Origin of the sequence: Flavicella sediminum (assembly GCF_006381105.1) — a bacterium.
In the GTDB taxonomy this organism is placed as follows: Bacteria; Bacteroidota; Bacteroidia; order Flavobacteriales; family Flavobacteriaceae; genus Flavicella; species Flavicella sediminum.
Genome location: NZ_VDET01000008.1, coordinates 108,102 through 124,157 on the forward strand (window position 1 = coordinate 108,102; position 16,056 = coordinate 124,157).

The window sequence follows — 16,056 nt, forward strand, 5'->3', positions numbered from 1 at the left end:
ATTTAAGAATTCTTAAGTTTATAATCTAAAAAATTATTGTAAACTGTAGATTTTTGTTTATCCATTTCAGACAATAATTTGTGTTTCAGCTTTATTTTAGCTCTAGTATCTAAAGAGTTATTGGGTTTAAAAGATGAAATGTTTAATTCAAATTCAGACTTCCCACCTTTTTTAGTATAATCAGGAAACCCGAAATCTATTGTGAAAGTCCCTGTTTGTCCCTTAAAGTCATAAGAGTAAACAGAGTCTATACTCCATATGATTAAGTGTTTATGATAACTACTGTCCTTTATAAACTCTTTTTTATCAAGTGATTTACCAGATAAAAGGATTTTATTGAGTTTTTCCATCCATTTTATTTTATCAGGTAAAACAGTGTCTTCAGGTTTAATCGAAAATTCTTTTATATCCTGAAAATCAAAATAATCTGAATCTAAACTACTTGTTAACCTAAAGAAAAATATAAAACGTTCTTCATTCGTAAAATCATTAAAGAAAATTTTTCTAGGTTCTTCTTTTTGGGCAACTATATTTTTTTCTTTATATTTTTTGATTTGTTGTTTTACTACAAATTCAGCAAGTTCTTTAGTCTCAGGGGCTGTATGTGATATTATGATTCTTCCCGTTCCAGTCTCATCTTTAATAATCTCAATTTTTGCTTCAAATAAATTAGTTTGTTCATACCAAGATTTGTTTATGTCATTTCTTTTAATACTAAATTGAGCCCTAAGATGATTGATGTTTGATTCAACCGGTGAAAACCTAATGGGTTGTTCTAATGAACAAGTAGGTAGGTTTATTTTTAAAAAATTCTCTACTTCTACTGACATCATATCAGGTACGAATATTTTGGAGTTTTGAACCCAGTTTATGTCACTAGAATTAACTTTAGGGTTATCTTCTCGTGTAGAAAAAGCTTCTCTTATTTTATCAAACTCGCTTGGAGATAACAATAACGTTTGGAGTAACGGGACCGTGAATTCCTTATCAGAATTTAATGCAAAGATTCCTCTCTCTTTTAAAATCCTATTCAATTCTGCTGAAGTTATATACTTTTGATTTACAAACCCTCTTAAATATTCTCCGAAGGGAATTATTTTTTTTATGTCTTTATGTTCTGAATTCATTTATTAGGATTTAAAAAGCATTAATAGGGTTCATGAAATTAACAACCTTAATATTTTTTGTGTATTCACTTGCTTGAAACTTCTGTTTTGTTTGAGTCACTATCAAATCGTGTTTTACTTCATCAAAATCATGAAAAGCTATTATAACTTCTCCTACGAGTTCAGTAGAAATATCTTTCGATAGTCCAATAAGTCTCATCAAGTCATCTTCTTCAAAATTATCTATGGTAGCTAGAATTAAAGATTTTTCTTTGTCATTATTTTTGTTGACTAATTTGATGGGTATAATACTTGAATTTAAATACTCAACAGGTAATATTTTTCCGTCATTTATTCTAGTTATTGGGTTAATATTTTGTCCTGTGTTAGGATAATAGAAAGAGTAGTTGTATTTGTCACTTTTCGTTTTAATAAACTTCATTACTTCTAAAATAAAAACAACACGTTTATTATCTAGAATAAAAATCACTTTATTGGTGTGAGTATCTAAGACCCTTGAGTTTGAAACAGAACTAATTAAATCATCATTACTTTCAGGGTTATTATTTAACCAAATTAATATTCCAATATCATTAACAAATGAAGTTTGGAAACTGGAAATAACGTTGCTCTTGATTTCAGAGCCATCATAACACTCTAATGCAATAATCAAATCATCCATATATTCTTTGAATTTTTGAGAAGAGCTATTAGGGTATTTTGATGTTTTGTATTTCGCAGAAATTAATATATTATTAAGTTGACCTGAAACTAAAGGATTTGTATAGGAATATAAAAAATCTACACCGTGAGTTTTTCTCGGATTACCATTTTTATTTTTATGTGATTCGTTAAGGCAAGGGATATCAATACCCTTAGATAGATCATTCCACCCCACAATTGTGAAAAATTTTTCTACAATATTCTCTCCATATTCCCCAATTTTTTTTGACCATTCTCCCATAAGCTTTTTTTTAGAATTTTCTATAAAACTAATCAATTTATCTTTAAGATGATAATGAAAAATTCACAGTAATAGAAATGGGACTAGAATATAGACCAAAGTGTCCCTTTGAATAATTAATAGATAAAAAAAGTTTGTTTTATCATCCAATCCCTTTATTAAGGACGTCTCTAGTGAGTTTTATTTTGTTTCAAGTAAAATACTATTAGTCTTAGATTACATTTTTACTACGGTTGTCCTTTCGAGGTGAATAGGAGAGATATCCCTTATACACTTATCCCAAAATTTGTGGCATTAAAAAAGGCACCTAGTATATATAACAAAGTGCCTTTTTAAATAATTAATGGGGGACAAAATTTATTAATATTAATTTATATAATTATATACATTCAAAATATTAATTTTATCATCTAATTCCTTAACTAAGGACTTCTCTAGTGAGTTTTTATTGGACTCAAGTAAAATACTATTAACTACATATTTCATTTTACTACGCTTACTCCTTGGGTTTTTGACATCAAAGGTTAAATCTGAAATAGAATTAATAACCTTGTCATATCCAACATATGATAAACCACAGGATGCTAAATATTTTAAAACACCGTTGTATTCCTTCAATAAAAAAAGGGGTTCATTTAAGGATTCGAACTTCATAACTTTATCATATCCATTATCCCATTTTCCTAATAACATATTCCAAGTGTTTTTATTGTAAAGTGTTCTAACCTTGATTTTCCTTTTTTTTAGATGGTATTTTAAATTTCGTCTTAATCTTATCTCATACCTTATGATGTTTTTATTTCTGATTTCTTTTGAGAAAGTTCTATAAAGGTCTTTGTCTTTATTTTTAATCTCTTTGATTTTATCATAGAAAATTAAAGATTTAGAAGAATACTTAGTGAAAAATGTAACTGAGTCTTTATACCTACAATATTCAAGTCTTGGATAGGATTTAAGGCATTCTATATATTTATGAATAGGATGTTCTAATTCTATATTTACACCAATGTCAACCCTAGTAAGTATTGCTTTTCTAAAATCTACTCCTAAATTATCCGATATTTCTTTAATCGCTTTCATAGTGCTTTCTCTATCTAATGCCTTAAGATTATTACCGAAATAGAATTTTGATAATGACCCTCTGAAATAAAACTTGTGAGGTATCTTATCCTCATTACATTTAATCCTAATAGAAAGATTAGACAAAGGGACTACAATTGTAAACCCTCTGTCATTCTTCCATTCCTTTCCCTCATCTGATTCCATTACATCTTTAATGGATGTAATGTCATCTTTACTTAAGTCCATATAACCACTTATTGTATCAATCATATATTCTAATTGTTTCTTTGTTAAGGAAATTTGTTAAGCTTATTATTATAAAGGTTTATGATGCTGGACTTTTTGAAATAAAGGTTTTTTAACTATGTATTCACTAATTATTTTTCTGTTTTTTTTAGGAATTAGTCTGTAAAGATTTATTTTTTCGTCATAAATTCTAATATCAATGTCTGATTCTCCCATATTTATAGCCTCTTGAATGTCATAAAATAATATGATACCCTTGGCTTTTGTCTTTGTTAAAACTGTATATAAATGGTATTCATCTGTATGTCGTAACATTATCAGGTTTATGTATACAAAACTAATATTATTATCATTGATGTAATTTTCTAAATCATCACATTTAAGAATGTAATCTACAGTAGTAAAAGCTTCGACCCCCTCTATAAGAGCTCTTTGGTCTGAAAGTAATTCTTCGAATAATCCACCTGATGTTTCTGCGATATCATCCTTATACACTAGTATTAAAGCTTTTTCGTTACTTTTTTCTGGATGTTCGATTTGGTGTTTTATTAAATTTCGACAAAATAATTCTCCATTATATCCATCTTCTGAGTGCACTCTTAAAATTGTTACTTCTTTAATTCTGTTTAAAATTTTTCTTTCTAATTTCTTCATAATTTCTAGTTTTTTAAGTTTATTAAAGTGTTGGATACAAGAGTGTCAACCTCATCATTAGTTTTGATAGGATTACTCAGAATAAAGTTTTCTAAATCCCTCCGTTTGATAAAGATTAGTTTTCCTGAGGGTTTGGAATGGGGGAGTTGTTTGGAACCAACCAACTTTTGCATATAGGAAAGACTTACTCCTATTACAAATGCCGATTCTTTAATTGTGTAGATACGTTTCCGATAAAGATGACTTTTCTTTATCTCACGTTTGAGAGATTTTACCTCTTTTACTAATTCTTTGATCTTGACCATATTTAAAATATTTAAAATTAATATGGTGTAAATGTCTTAACTAATAGAGGTTTAGTCGATAAGTGGAAAGTGAGTTATAAGTGAGTACTTATTTCTTGAATGATTTTAAAAGTGATATCATCATTAGGTATCATTACTCTTTTATCTGCCAAAACAGAACTTAATTGTTTCTCTTTATAAGGGTTTTCTTTTTTGTTAATAAAGTGTGATGAAATAACCTTGTATTTGAAGTTTTGTGTCTCGTTATCTAAGATGTTGTTTTCGATTAATAAAGTGATTAAATGTGTTAACTGTATTTCGGTTCCTAACCATCGGATTTTACTATCCCAGTTAGTTTCGAAATGTGATTTAAATGTGTCTTCATCTTCATTGATGAGTTTGTTATTTAATAACAAGGTATAGATTAGATTAATAATGTTTTCCTTGTTAATATTACTATTGAAAATGAATTGAGTATTACGGGTTTTAGTTCTTGAAGGATTGTTATTGTTTGTTTTAATCTTAGAGAGTCTAGTGTCAATAATTCTTTTTAATTTGATTAATCGAATCTTTATCTCCATGAATTCACTAGTCATATTGTCTTCTGTCTCTAGAAGTAGATTGATGATATCATTACTATATCTTGAAAAATATTCTTCATAATAAAAGGAATCTTCAATTTGGTCTTCATATCCTCCATCATAAAAATCTTCTAACACTAAATAACTAAAATGTGTTTCAAAGTTGTGAATTATTTTGTCCTCAAAATTCTCAACCAATGTTTTTATCTCTTGTAGTTCCATAATCTAAAATTCTAAATTCAACATACTGTTTACTGCCCTTTGTTTTTCTTCATCAATTACCTTAGCATATACCTGTGTACTTTTTATATCCTTGTGACCCATTAGTTTTGATACTGTGAATATATTAATTCCTGAACTAACTAATAAGGTTGCGAATGTATGTCGTGCACAATGAAAGTGTACCTTTTTGTCTATTTCTGCTAATTTAATAAGTTTTTTTATAGTTCTATTCATTGAACAGATATGTTCAGAAAGATTAAATACGGATTCCTTATTATGTTTTTGGTTTAATAATATATTATTACAAGTTTGGTTTAAGGGTATTCGAACAATGTTTTTTGTTTTTTTCTGTTTGAGTTGAATAGTGTTATCTTTTATATCAGTCCATTTTAAAGCCTTAATATCTGAAGCCCTTAATCCACTATAACAACTGAATAAAAAAGCATTCTTTGATTCATTATCCCAAAAGGGAGTGTCATTTACTTTTTGAATTTCTTTTTTAGTCAAATAAACAATTTCGGTTTCTTCTTTTTTAGGTCTTTCTATATATCTCATAGGGTTTTCGACTATGATATTATCCTTAATAGCCTTATTGAGAGTTGCGTTTATTTTATTGATATAGGTTACAATAGAATTATTAGAAAGATTTTGTTCCTTTAAGTGAATAATAAAATTTTCAATCCAATTTTTAGAGATATTTTCAAAGGTTAACCTTTTACCTTGAAACTCTACTAAATGTTTTAAGGTAGTGTCCCAAGTTGATTTAGTGTTTCCATCTTTAGTATTACCGAAATTCTCAAAGTATAGAATAAAATTGGCTTTTTGTAGTTGTCTTGATACCAAACCATTTTTTTTATTACCTAATTCGATTTCTAGTTTAGCCCTTACTGTTTCAACTATTCTATCTTTTTGTTTTTTTTCTTCTTTGGAGTCGGTAGGGTAGTAGGTTATATCTTTTACGGTTTCTCTTGCCCTTTTACCGTCAGAGATATAATCTAGTTGTTTTTTATAAGGACGATTTTTTTTAGATAATGATTTATTACCAATGTACCTTATTCTTAAGTTTACTGACATATCATTTTGTTTTAGTGTTCTAAATTTAATAGATAATAACGACTCAAGTGACAGATAAGTGACACTATTTAGTATGTTATCTGCTATTATCTGCAACAAAAATAGGTTGCCGAGTGGCAACCTATGATGAGTATAAACTAGGTACTTAATAAGTACTAAGTTATAATGATATGATAATTGGAACTAAACCAACTCTACAAATAAACCTTCTTCTGTTTTATTTACAGATGCCAAATTGTTCTTAGTCAGTCCTTTAATGGTTTTGTCCCATTTTTTATTTGATAATCCTGATTTGGTTTTTAAATCCGATAACCCGATTTTCTCAGCTTTTTCTATAATTGCCAATACAGATTTCTCTTCCTCATTCAATTCAACTGTTGAAGCTTTTTTCTCTGGTCTCATTTGAGGGAAGAACAATACTTCTTGAATTGATTGATTGTTGGTTAAATACATGATCAAACGGTCCATTCCAATTCCTAAACCAGATGTAGGTGGCATTCCGTATTCTAAGGCTCGTAAGAAATCTTCATCAATAAAGTTTGATGCTTCGTCATCACCTCTTTCTGCTAGTTTCAATTGCGCTTCAAAACGTTCTCTTTGATCTATTGGATCATTCAACTCAGAATAGGCGTTGGCAACTTCTTTACCACAAATCATTAACTCAAAACGCTCTGTTAATTCAGGATTGTCCCTATGTTCTTTACATAAGGGAGACATTTCTTTCGGATAGTCGGTAATAAAGGTTGGTTGAATGTAATTTCCTTCACATTTTTCTCCAAACATTTCATCAATCAACTTTCCTTTCCCCATGGTATTGTCAACTTCAATACCCATCTCTATGGCCGCAGCTCTTAATTCATCTTCATTTTTACCGGTAATATCAAAACCTGTAAAATGTTTGATAGAATCTGCCATGGTAATTCTTGCAAATGGCGCTTTAAAGCTAACTTCATGTTCTCCAAAAACAACATCTGTAGTTCCGTTCACTGCTAGTGCACAATGCTCTAACAAGTTTTCGGTAAATTCCATCATCCAGTTGTAATCTTTATAAGCCACATATATTTCCATGGCCGTAAACTCTGGGTTGTGCGTTCTGTCCATACCTTCGTTACGAAAGTTTTTAGAAAACTCGTACACCCCATCAAAACCACCAACAATTAATCGTTTTAAATACAATTCATTGGCAATACGCATATACAACGGAATGTCTAATGAATTGTGATGTGTGATAAACGGTCTTGCTGATGCACCCCCTGCAATAGGTTGCAAAACTGGCGTTTCTACCTCAAAATATCCAGCTTCGTTAAAGAAATTTCGCATGGCGTTGAATAACTTTGTACGCTTTACAAATACTTCTTTTACATGTGGGTTCACTACTAAATCGGCGTAACGCTGACGGTAGCGCAATTCAGGATCGTTAAATTCATCGTATGTTTTTCCTTCGGCATCCGTTTTTGGTAAAGGCAAAGGTTTTAAAGCTTTACTCAATAATTTAAAAGTGCTTACTTTTACTGAAATTTCACCTACTTGTGTTTTAAATAACACACCTTCAATTCCAACAAAATCTCCTAAGTCCAATAATTTTTTAAAAACATCATTGTACAAAGTTTTGTCTTCATCCGGACAAATTTCATCTCTATTTAAATAGATTTGAATTCTTCCTTCCGCATCTTGTATTTCTGCAAAGGAAGCTTTTCCTTGAATCTTCTTTCGCATTAAACGTCCAGCAAGAACAACTTTTTTCCCTTCTACATAATTTTCCTTAATCTGTTTAGAATAAATATCTACAGGAAATAAATCCGCAGGATAAGGGTTGATTCCCAAAGCTCTTAATTTGTCAAGCTTTTCTCTTCTTACAATTTCTTGTTCTGATAATTGCATGGTTCGTTTTATTTAAGATAATGAATTTTATAGCTTGCAAAGATACCGAATGAAAAGTGAATTAGAAATAATAAAAGCCAAACTTTCTATGCACCAATTTAATAGCTATTTATTCTGGTTTTGATAGTTAATAATTTTTGCTAAACGTTGTAATTTGCCTATATTTGCCATGTGTTGTTTTGATGCTTTTAGAAAAAAGCATCGTGGTTTTTGTTGAAACCAGTGGAAAGCTTCCCTAAATAGGGTTGCTTTTTTTTTGTCTTATTAGGAAAAAAAATCAGCTTTGAAGGCCCATAGATCTGCAAAGAAGTAATAGCAAAACACAATTCCCACAATAAGTTTTAGTCCTGTTGAAAACAAGAATCCTATAAACGAACCAACAGCTACTTTAAAAGCGTGCTTTGTTTGTTTTGGGTTGCCTAAGTATTCACCTAAGAATGCTCCCAAAAAGGGGCCTGCAATGATTCCGATGGGGCCAAAAAAAAGTCCAACAATCAATCCTAAGGTGGCGCCCCAAACACCTTTTTTTGTGCCTCCAAATTTTTTTGTACTTAGTATTGGAATGATATAATCTAAAACAGTCACTAGTATGGCAATAAATAAGGTAGTCCATAAAAAGTTCCAGTTAGTAGGTATAGCATCGGTAAGGTGCAATAATAGAAGTCCAACCCAACCTGTAGGTGGCCCCGGTAATACGGGAAGAAAGGAGCCTATGATTCCTAAACTTATAAAAAGAAACCCTAGTATCGCTAAAATAATATCCATTGTTTTTTATGCAAAGTAAGTTTATTTTTTGTTGAATTAAAAGTGGGGTATGCAATTGTACCATTTTAAGGTTAATCAGGTCTATTTCAGGTGTTTTATTATCTATTTAATTGTCGTAATTTCACCAATAATTAAAGTAGCAAATTTTGTTTAAAAGAGTACTTCTTATTTTTGTGTTTTCTACGTTGGTGTCCTGTGAATTTTTACAAAAAAATATTGGAGCTAAGTTGAGTCCTGTTTCTTTAGATACGGTGGTTGATTTTGGGAAGGTAGATCAGTTTCCTGCATTTGCTAGTTGCGATAGTATTTTAGATTTGGATCGTAAAAATAGATGCTTTACAAAAGAATTGTATGCGCATTTATCCAGTACCTTATTGACGCAAACGTTTCAGGTAAGTGAAAGCATTAATGAAGTGGTGAAAGTAAAATTGGAAATTGATAACTTAGGGAAGTCTACGGTTGTGAAAATTGAAGCCAGTGATTTGATTTTAAAACAGCTACCTAGTTTGGATAGTTTGATCCGAAGAAGTGTAAAAACATTGCCTCAACTGTTTCCTGCACAAAAAAGAGGAATTCCTGTAAAAACGGTATATGAGATACCGATTGTTATTCAGATAGAATAGAAAAAGGAGATACAAAACAATTGTATCTCCTTTTTTATTATTTAAATGGTACTTATTAATTATTAAGCAATGCCCAAATTTTGTCTTTCAACTCCATCAATCCTATTTGTGCTACGGAAGAGAAAAATAAACTAGGAACACCTTCTGGAAGTTCCTTTGCGAGTTCTTCTTTTAGTTCGTCGTCCAACATATCACATTTAGAAATTGCTAAAAAACGTTCTTTATCTAAAAGTTCTGGATTGTGCTTTTTTAATTCATTTAGCAAGACTTTGTATTCAGCCTTTATATCGTCTGAGTCTGCAGGAATTAAGAACAATAATGCAGAGTTACGTTCAATATGTCTTAGAAAACGATGTCCTAAACCTTTTCCTTCAGAAGCACCTTCAATAATTCCAGGAATATCCGCCATCACAAAACTTTGATGATTTCTATAATCAACAATTCCTAAATTTGGCTTTAGGGTTGTAAAAGCATAATCAGCAATTTTAGGTTTTGCTGCGGTAATGGCTGCTAATAAAGTAGATTTTCCTGCATTTGGAAATCCAACCAATCCTACATCGGCTAATAATTTTAATTCCATTTGAAACCAACCGTCAATACCAGGCATACCCGGTTGGGCATATCTAGGTGTTTGGTTGGTAGATGATTTAAAGTTCCAGTTTCCTAGACCTCCCATACCACCTTCAACTAAAATTTTTTCTTCACCATCTTCAGTAATTTCAAAAAGGATTTCTTGTGTTTCTGAATCTCGCACAATGGTTCCTAAGGGAACAGGTATGTATTTATCAGCACCATCTTTTCCTGTACTCCTACTTTTACTACCGTTTCCACCATGGTCTGCTCTACTATGTTTTAAAAAGCGCAGGTGGTGTAATGTCCACATTCCTTTATCGCCTTTTAGTATTACATGTCCTCCACGTCCACCATCACCACCATCGGGTCCACCTTTGGTAATAAATTTTTCACGGTGTAAATGTGTAGATCCACCTCCACCATCACCAGATGCTGCGTAGATTTTAATATAGTCAATAAAGTTTCCTTCTGTCATGTTTTCTATAATTTAGTAAGTACTTATAAAGTATCTACTACGTCAGAAATTAGTTGGGTAATAGAGGCAATAGAACCAACTCCGTTAATTCCGTAATATTTATTTTGTTTTTCGTAATAGTCTTTTACAATAGCCGTTTTAGTATTGTATTCGTTGAATCTATTGCGAATTTTTGCTTCATCTTGATCATCCGCACGTCCAGAAACTTTTCCTCTTTCTAACAAACGTCCTACTAAGATATCTTCTTCAACTTCTAAAGCAACCATACCGTTAATAGTCGCATCTTTTTTTGCTAAAAAAGCATCTAGTGCGGCAGCTTGATCTTCCGTTCTTGGAAAACCGTCAAAAATAAATCCGTTAGCTTGTGGATTTTTTTCTACTTCTGCTTCCAACATGTTGATGGTTACTTCGTCAGGAACTAAGTTTCCATTTTCGATATAAGACTTTGCTAATAAGCCAAGTTCCGTATCGTTTTTCATGTTGTAACGAAATACATCACCTGTAGAAATGTGTACTAAGTTGTATTTGTCTTTTAATACATCTGCTTGAGTTCCTTTTCCTGCTCCAGGAGGGCCGAATAATACAATATTCTTCATGTTGCTTTAATTTGATAATTTATATATATCTGGAAGGTTTCTTCCCAATCCATCATAATCCAAACCATACCCAACAATAAAATGATCAGGGATGGAAAAACCGACATAGTCGATATGCAATTCTTTTCTGAAAACTTCTGGTTTAAAGAAAAGTGTTGCCACTTTTAATTGCTTTACTGGTTCCTTTTTTAGGAGGTCGTACACTGTTTGAAGTGTCGTGCCAGTATCTATTATATCTTCTAAAATAACAACCGTTCTATTGGTTAAATCTTCATTTAAACCTATTAACTGGTTCACAATACCTGTGGAACTTGTTTTTTCATAAGAAGCCAATTTTAAAAAAGAAATTTCACAATTCCCTTCATAAGACCTCATAATATCTGCAGTGAAAATAAAAGAGCCGTTGAGGATGCCAATAAATAATGGAATTTCCTCCTGTAAATCTGTTTTAATTTCTTTAGCCAAGCGTTTAACGGCTAAGTTTATTTTTTTACTTTCTATAAAACAATCAAAACTTTTATCGTAAAGTTTAGCTGACTTCATTTTGCAAGGGTACTAAATTTATTTTTACTTGAAATAACACAAAACCGTCCACAAAATAATTTGGGACGGTTTGCTACAGAGTTTCCTCGTATATTATTTCTTTTTTTCTTCTGCTTTTTCAGAAGTATCAAACATAATTGGTGATGCAATAAATAGAGAAGAGTAGGTACCTACTACAACTCCAATAATCAATGCAAACATAAATCCTCTAATAGAATTTCCTCCAAATGTGAAGATAGCTAGTAAAACAATTAAGGTAGTTAAAGAAGTATTGATAGTTCTTCCTAAGGTACTACTTAATGCTTTGTTTACTACATCACTATATTTCCAGTTTTCATGTAGGTTTGCATATTCTCTAATTCTATCAAATATAACCACGGTATCATTCAATGAGTATCCAACCACGGTTAGAATTGCCGCAATAAATGATTGTCCGATTTCCATATCAAAAGGCATTACTTTGTAAGCAATAGAAAATATAGAAAGTACAATTAATACATCATGGAATACAGCAGCAACAGCTCCTAAACTATATTGCCATTTTTTGAAACGCAATAAGATGTATAAGAAAACAACTAATAAAGATCCGATAATAGCCCATTGAGCAGCCGTTTTAATATCATCTGCAATGGTAGGTTCTACCTTAACAGCGCTAAATACACCGACTTTTTGTGCGTCAAACCCTCCGTTGAATTCTTCTAAAGTAGTTCCGTCAGGTAGTAAAGATTTTACACCTTCAAATAAAGCCGTTTGCACTTCTTCATCTACTTTAGGTCCTTCTTCGTTAATTCTATATTTTGTTGTGATTTTTAAGTTGTTGCTAGCTCCATAAGTTTTTACCTCAGGAGAACTTCCAAATACTTCTTTTAAGTTACTTGCAACCTCTGTAGGGCTTACTGCTTGTTCAAAACGAACAACATAAGAACGTCCTCCAACAAAATCAACTCCATAGTTCAATCCGTTTGTAAACAAAGATCCTAAACCAACGACAATAATAATAGCAGATACGATGTACATTGATTTACGTTTCTTTAAGAAATCAACATTGATTGTTGTAAACCATTTTTTAGTAATTCCAGTATTAAATGTCAATGTTTGTCCTTTACCAGAATAAGCATCAATAAATAATCTTGTAATAAAAATAGCTGTAAATAAAGAAGTAGCAATACCGATCATTAAGGTAGAAGCAAATCCTTTTACAGGACCAGTTCCGAATATAAATAAGATAAGACCTGTTAATAAAGTCGTAATATTTGCATCTAAAATAGAAGACAATGCGTTGTTAAAACCGTCACTGATTCCTTCTTTTAAGGTTTTACCTTTTGCCAATTCTTCTTTGATACGTTCAAAGATAAGAACGTTCGCATCAACCGACATACCAATTGTTAATACAATACCTGCAATACCAGGCAATGTTAACACGGCTCCAAAGGCAGATAAAATTCCGAATATGAATAAAATATTTACTGCCAAAGCAATATCACTAAAGATACCTGCTTTTCCGTAATAGAATACCATCCATACCAATACTAAAATCAAAGCCAATACAAATGAAATCATTCCGCTGTCAATAGCTTCTTGTCCTAAAGAAGGACCTACAATTTCCGATTGGATGATATGTGCTGCAGCTGGTAATTTACCTGCTTTTAATACATTTGCTAAATCTTGCGCTTCTAATACAGTAAAGTTACCAGAAATAGAAGTTCTTCCTCCTGTAATAGCTGTATTTACACTTGGAGCAGTATACACATAGTCATCTAAAACCACGGCAACAAATTTCCCTACATTTTCAGTAGTCATTTTTGCCCATAACTTAGAACCTCTAGAGTTCATGGTCATGCTTACTTCAGGTTTTGTTCCTAATTGATCGTATTCTTGAGAAGCATTTACAATAACGTCTCCTTGAATAGGAGCGATATCTTTTCTGTTTCCTTTAATAGCATATAAATTAATAACCTCAGTATCTTTAATAGGTTTTGCGTCCCATAAAAATTTAACATACTTTAATTCTGCTGGCAAAAGATCTCTAACTTCTTTCATTGAAAGATATTGGTTTACCTTTGCTGTATCAATAACAGAAGCCGATCCAATAATTGAAGAAATTTCATTTTGACTTCTAGGAATTCTAGGGTACAAAACACTAAATAGATTATTTACTTGTGCTGCATCAGTAGCTGTAGAATCTTTAACTTCTCCTAATAAATCGTCAATATCACTTCCTTCTTTTTTAGCGTCACTTTGCGTTTCTTCAGTAGACTCTTGTGCTTTTAAAAGTTCAGTGATTTTTAAATTAGCTGTGTATAAGAATTGTGCTGTTTCTTGGTTAGAGTATACTTCCCAAAATTGTAATTCAGCAGTAGATTGTAATAATTTCTTTACACGCTCTATATCTTTAGCTCCAGGCAATTCAATTAAAATACGTCCCGAGTTACCAATACGTTGAATGTTTGGTTGTGTTACCCCAAACTTATCAATTCTACTTCTTAATACCTCAAAAGCAGTGTTGATTGAGCTACTAATTTCTAAACGAATAGCTTCTTTAGTCTCAGTATCTGTTTTTTGGAAATTGATTTTCTCACGAAGCGTTTTGTTTCCAAAAATATCAGGAGCGTTTAATTTCACATCTCCTTTGCTGATTTCATCAAATGCAGTAAAAAACAAATCTAAATAAGGTGCAGTACTTTGTTTTTGAGCAATGGTAGCTGCTTTTAAAGCTTCATTGAAAACTGCGTTTTTAGAGTTGTTTGAAAGTCCAATTAAGATATCTTTTACAGATACTTGTAAAGTTGCGTTGATTCCTCCCTTTAAGTCAAGTCCTAAATTGATTTCTTTGTCTTTGATGTCGTTGTAGCTAAAAGTTACACCGAATTGATCGAAAACAGGAACATTGGCAACTGAATCTAAATAGATTCTTTCGAATTTTGCAAGAGCCCGTCCATCATTTTCATCTTCTGCATGCGCAATCGCATATTCTTTTGCGTCTTTTTCAACGCCACCAGCTAACCAAGTAAATGAAAGTTGGTACAAACTAACGATTCCAAAAAGGATAGCGAATAGTTTTATGAGTCCTTTGTTTTGCATTCTTTTTAATCTTAAATTTTATAAACGTGCAAATATAGTATTTCAAATAAGAAAAGGCAATTTTTTGCTGTCTTATATTTAAATACTTGCTTTATATCTAATTAGCTTGTTATTTCTATGCTTTTCGATGGTTTATTGCATTTTTTGTTTTAGAATTTTGTTCTAAAAATTTGTGTTTTCTGCTTTTGTCATTTTCGTGAAAAACGATAAAAATTTAATAAAAAAAAGAGCAACTCCATTTGGAGTTGCTCTTCATTAATTTTATGGAATATCGACTTACAATTCTAAAAGAGCATTTGTCTTTTTAACTGCAGCAGCGCTTTCGCCTAATTTTGTTTTTTCAGCGTCGCTTAATTCAATTTCTACAATTGATTCAATACCGTTTTTACCTAGTACTACTGGTACTCCAATACATAAATCATTCAATCCATATTCTCCTTCTAGCAAAGTAGAACAAGGGAATATTTTTTTCGTGTCACATGCAATTGCTTGAACCATAGCAGATACTGCTGCTCCTGGTGCATACCATGCTGATGTTCCTAACATTCCTGTTAATGTAGCTCCTCCAACCATGGTTGCTTTGGCTACTTGTCCAAGTTTTTCTTCTGATAAAAATGCGCTAACTGGAACAGAGTTTCTAGTTGCTAATCTTGTCAAAGGAATCATTCCTGTATCACTATGACCACCAATAACCATTCCGTCAACATCAGAGGCTGGTGCTCCTAAAGCTTCACTTAATCTGTATTTAAAACGAGCACTGTCTAAAGCTCCACCCATACCAATAATTTGATTTTTAGGTAAACCGGTTGCTTTGTGTGCCAAATAAGTCATCGTGTCCATTGGGTTACTCACAACAATAATAATTGCGTTAGGAGAATGTGCAATTATATTTTGAGATACCGTTTTTACGATTCCAGCATTGATTCCGATCAATTCTTCGCGAGTCATTCCTGGTTTACGAGGAATACCACTTGTAATTACGGCAATATCGCTATTTGCTGTTTTTGTATAATCATTTGTACTTCCTGTAATTTTTGTATCAAATCCATTTAAAGAAGCTGTTTGCATAAGGTCCATTGCTTTTCCTTCTGCGTAATTTTCTTTAATGTCTACTATTACAACCTCAGCTGCAAAGTTTTTGATGGCAATGTACTCAGCACAACTTGCACCAACAGCACCTGCTCCAACAACGGTAACTTTCATTTTGTTTATATTTAGATGTTTTACTTAAATCTCTGAAGTAAAATTACTAAATAATAGCTAAATAAACATGCTTTTGGTAGATAGATTTCTGAAAAAACAGCAACTCTTAAAGCTTTAAAATCA

The 16,056-nt window shown here is 31.6% G+C and carries 15 protein-coding genes; 1 reads left to right on the forward strand and 14 read right to left on the reverse strand.

Going from position 1 to position 16,056, the window contains the following annotated elements:
• Positions 1 to 2: 2 nt before the first annotated feature.
• The 9 genes from gapS4b to FGM02_RS10590 form a co-directional block, all read right to left on the reverse strand.
• Positions 3 to 1,127, reverse strand: coding sequence for a GapS4b family protein (gene gapS4b, locus FGM02_RS10550; protein WP_139958347.1), 1,125 nt, complete (start codon positions 1,125 to 1,127; stop codon positions 3 to 5).
• 10 nt (positions 1,128 to 1,137) lie between these two features.
• On the reverse strand, positions 1,138 to 2,070 hold the full coding sequence (gene gapS4a / locus FGM02_RS10555) for a GapS4a family protein (protein WP_139958348.1): 933 nt from the start codon (positions 2,068 to 2,070) through the stop codon (positions 1,138 to 1,140).
• Between the two features lie 366 nt (positions 2,071 to 2,436).
• Positions 2,437 to 3,402 (reverse strand): phage/plasmid replication domain-containing protein, encoded by a 966-nt coding sequence (locus tag FGM02_RS10560; RefSeq protein ID WP_139958349.1) that lies wholly within the window; start codon positions 3,400 to 3,402, stop codon positions 2,437 to 2,439.
• A 45-nt stretch (positions 3,403 to 3,447) separates the two neighbouring features.
• Positions 3,448 to 4,032 (reverse strand): hypothetical protein, encoded by a 585-nt coding sequence (locus FGM02_RS10565; protein ID WP_139958350.1) that lies wholly within the window; start codon positions 4,030 to 4,032, stop codon positions 3,448 to 3,450.
• 5 nt (positions 4,033 to 4,037) lie between these two features.
• Positions 4,038 to 4,337 carry a helix-turn-helix domain-containing protein gene (locus FGM02_RS10570; protein WP_139958351.1) on the reverse strand — a complete coding sequence of 100 codons (300 nt, stop codon included), beginning with the start codon at positions 4,335 to 4,337 and terminating at the stop codon, positions 4,038 to 4,040.
• Positions 4,338 to 4,411: 74 nt separating this feature from the next.
• A complete protein-coding gene (locus tag FGM02_RS10575; protein WP_139958352.1) occupies positions 4,412 to 5,119 on the reverse strand; it encodes a hypothetical protein in 708 nt (235 codons plus the stop codon).
• A 3-nt stretch (positions 5,120 to 5,122) separates the two neighbouring features.
• Complete coding sequence (locus FGM02_RS10580; RefSeq protein ID WP_139958353.1) at positions 5,123 to 6,193, reverse strand: tyrosine-type recombinase/integrase; 1,071 nt, start codon at positions 6,191 to 6,193, stop codon at positions 5,123 to 5,125.
• A 183-nt stretch (positions 6,194 to 6,376) separates the two neighbouring features.
• On the reverse strand, positions 6,377 to 8,074 hold the full coding sequence (gene lysS, locus FGM02_RS10585; RefSeq protein ID WP_139958354.1) for a lysine--tRNA ligase: 1,698 nt from the start codon (positions 8,072 to 8,074) through the stop codon (positions 6,377 to 6,379).
• A gap of 264 nt (positions 8,075 to 8,338) precedes the next feature.
• Positions 8,339 to 8,839: a DUF456 domain-containing protein gene (locus tag FGM02_RS10590; RefSeq protein WP_139958355.1), complete on the reverse strand. Its 501-nt coding sequence runs from the start codon at positions 8,837 to 8,839 to the stop codon at positions 8,339 to 8,341.
• A gap of 146 nt (positions 8,840 to 8,985) precedes the next feature.
• On the opposite strand from FGM02_RS10590, the gene FGM02_RS10595 reads away from it, so the two are divergent.
• Positions 8,986 to 9,462: a hypothetical protein gene (locus FGM02_RS10595; protein WP_139958356.1), complete on the forward strand. Its 477-nt coding sequence runs from the start codon at positions 8,986 to 8,988 to the stop codon at positions 9,460 to 9,462.
• Between the two features lie 55 nt (positions 9,463 to 9,517).
• On the opposite strand, the gene obgE is transcribed toward FGM02_RS10595, so the two are convergent.
• From obgE to FGM02_RS10615, 5 genes are all read right to left on the reverse strand, one after another.
• A complete protein-coding gene (gene obgE / locus FGM02_RS10600) occupies positions 9,518 to 10,510 on the reverse strand; it encodes a GTPase ObgE (protein ID WP_139958357.1) in 993 nt (330 codons plus the stop codon).
• A 23-nt stretch (positions 10,511 to 10,533) separates the two neighbouring features.
• The gene (locus tag FGM02_RS18365; RefSeq protein WP_166461164.1) at positions 10,534 to 11,106 is read right to left on the reverse strand and encodes an adenylate kinase; all 573 of its coding nucleotides are present in this window, start codon (positions 11,104 to 11,106) and stop codon (positions 10,534 to 10,536) included.
• 6 nt (positions 11,107 to 11,112) lie between these two features.
• A complete protein-coding gene (gene hpt, locus FGM02_RS18370) occupies positions 11,113 to 11,649 on the reverse strand; it encodes a hypoxanthine phosphoribosyltransferase (protein ID WP_166461165.1) in 537 nt (178 codons plus the stop codon).
• A 93-nt stretch (positions 11,650 to 11,742) separates the two neighbouring features.
• Positions 11,743 to 14,730: a protein translocase subunit SecDF gene (secDF, locus tag FGM02_RS10610; protein ID WP_139958358.1), complete on the reverse strand. Its 2,988-nt coding sequence runs from the start codon at positions 14,728 to 14,730 to the stop codon at positions 11,743 to 11,745.
• 276 nt (positions 14,731 to 15,006) lie between these two features.
• Positions 15,007 to 15,933 (reverse strand): malate dehydrogenase, encoded by a 927-nt coding sequence (locus tag FGM02_RS10615; protein ID WP_139958359.1) that lies wholly within the window; start codon positions 15,931 to 15,933, stop codon positions 15,007 to 15,009.
• Between the last annotated feature and the right edge of the window lie 123 nt (positions 15,934 to 16,056).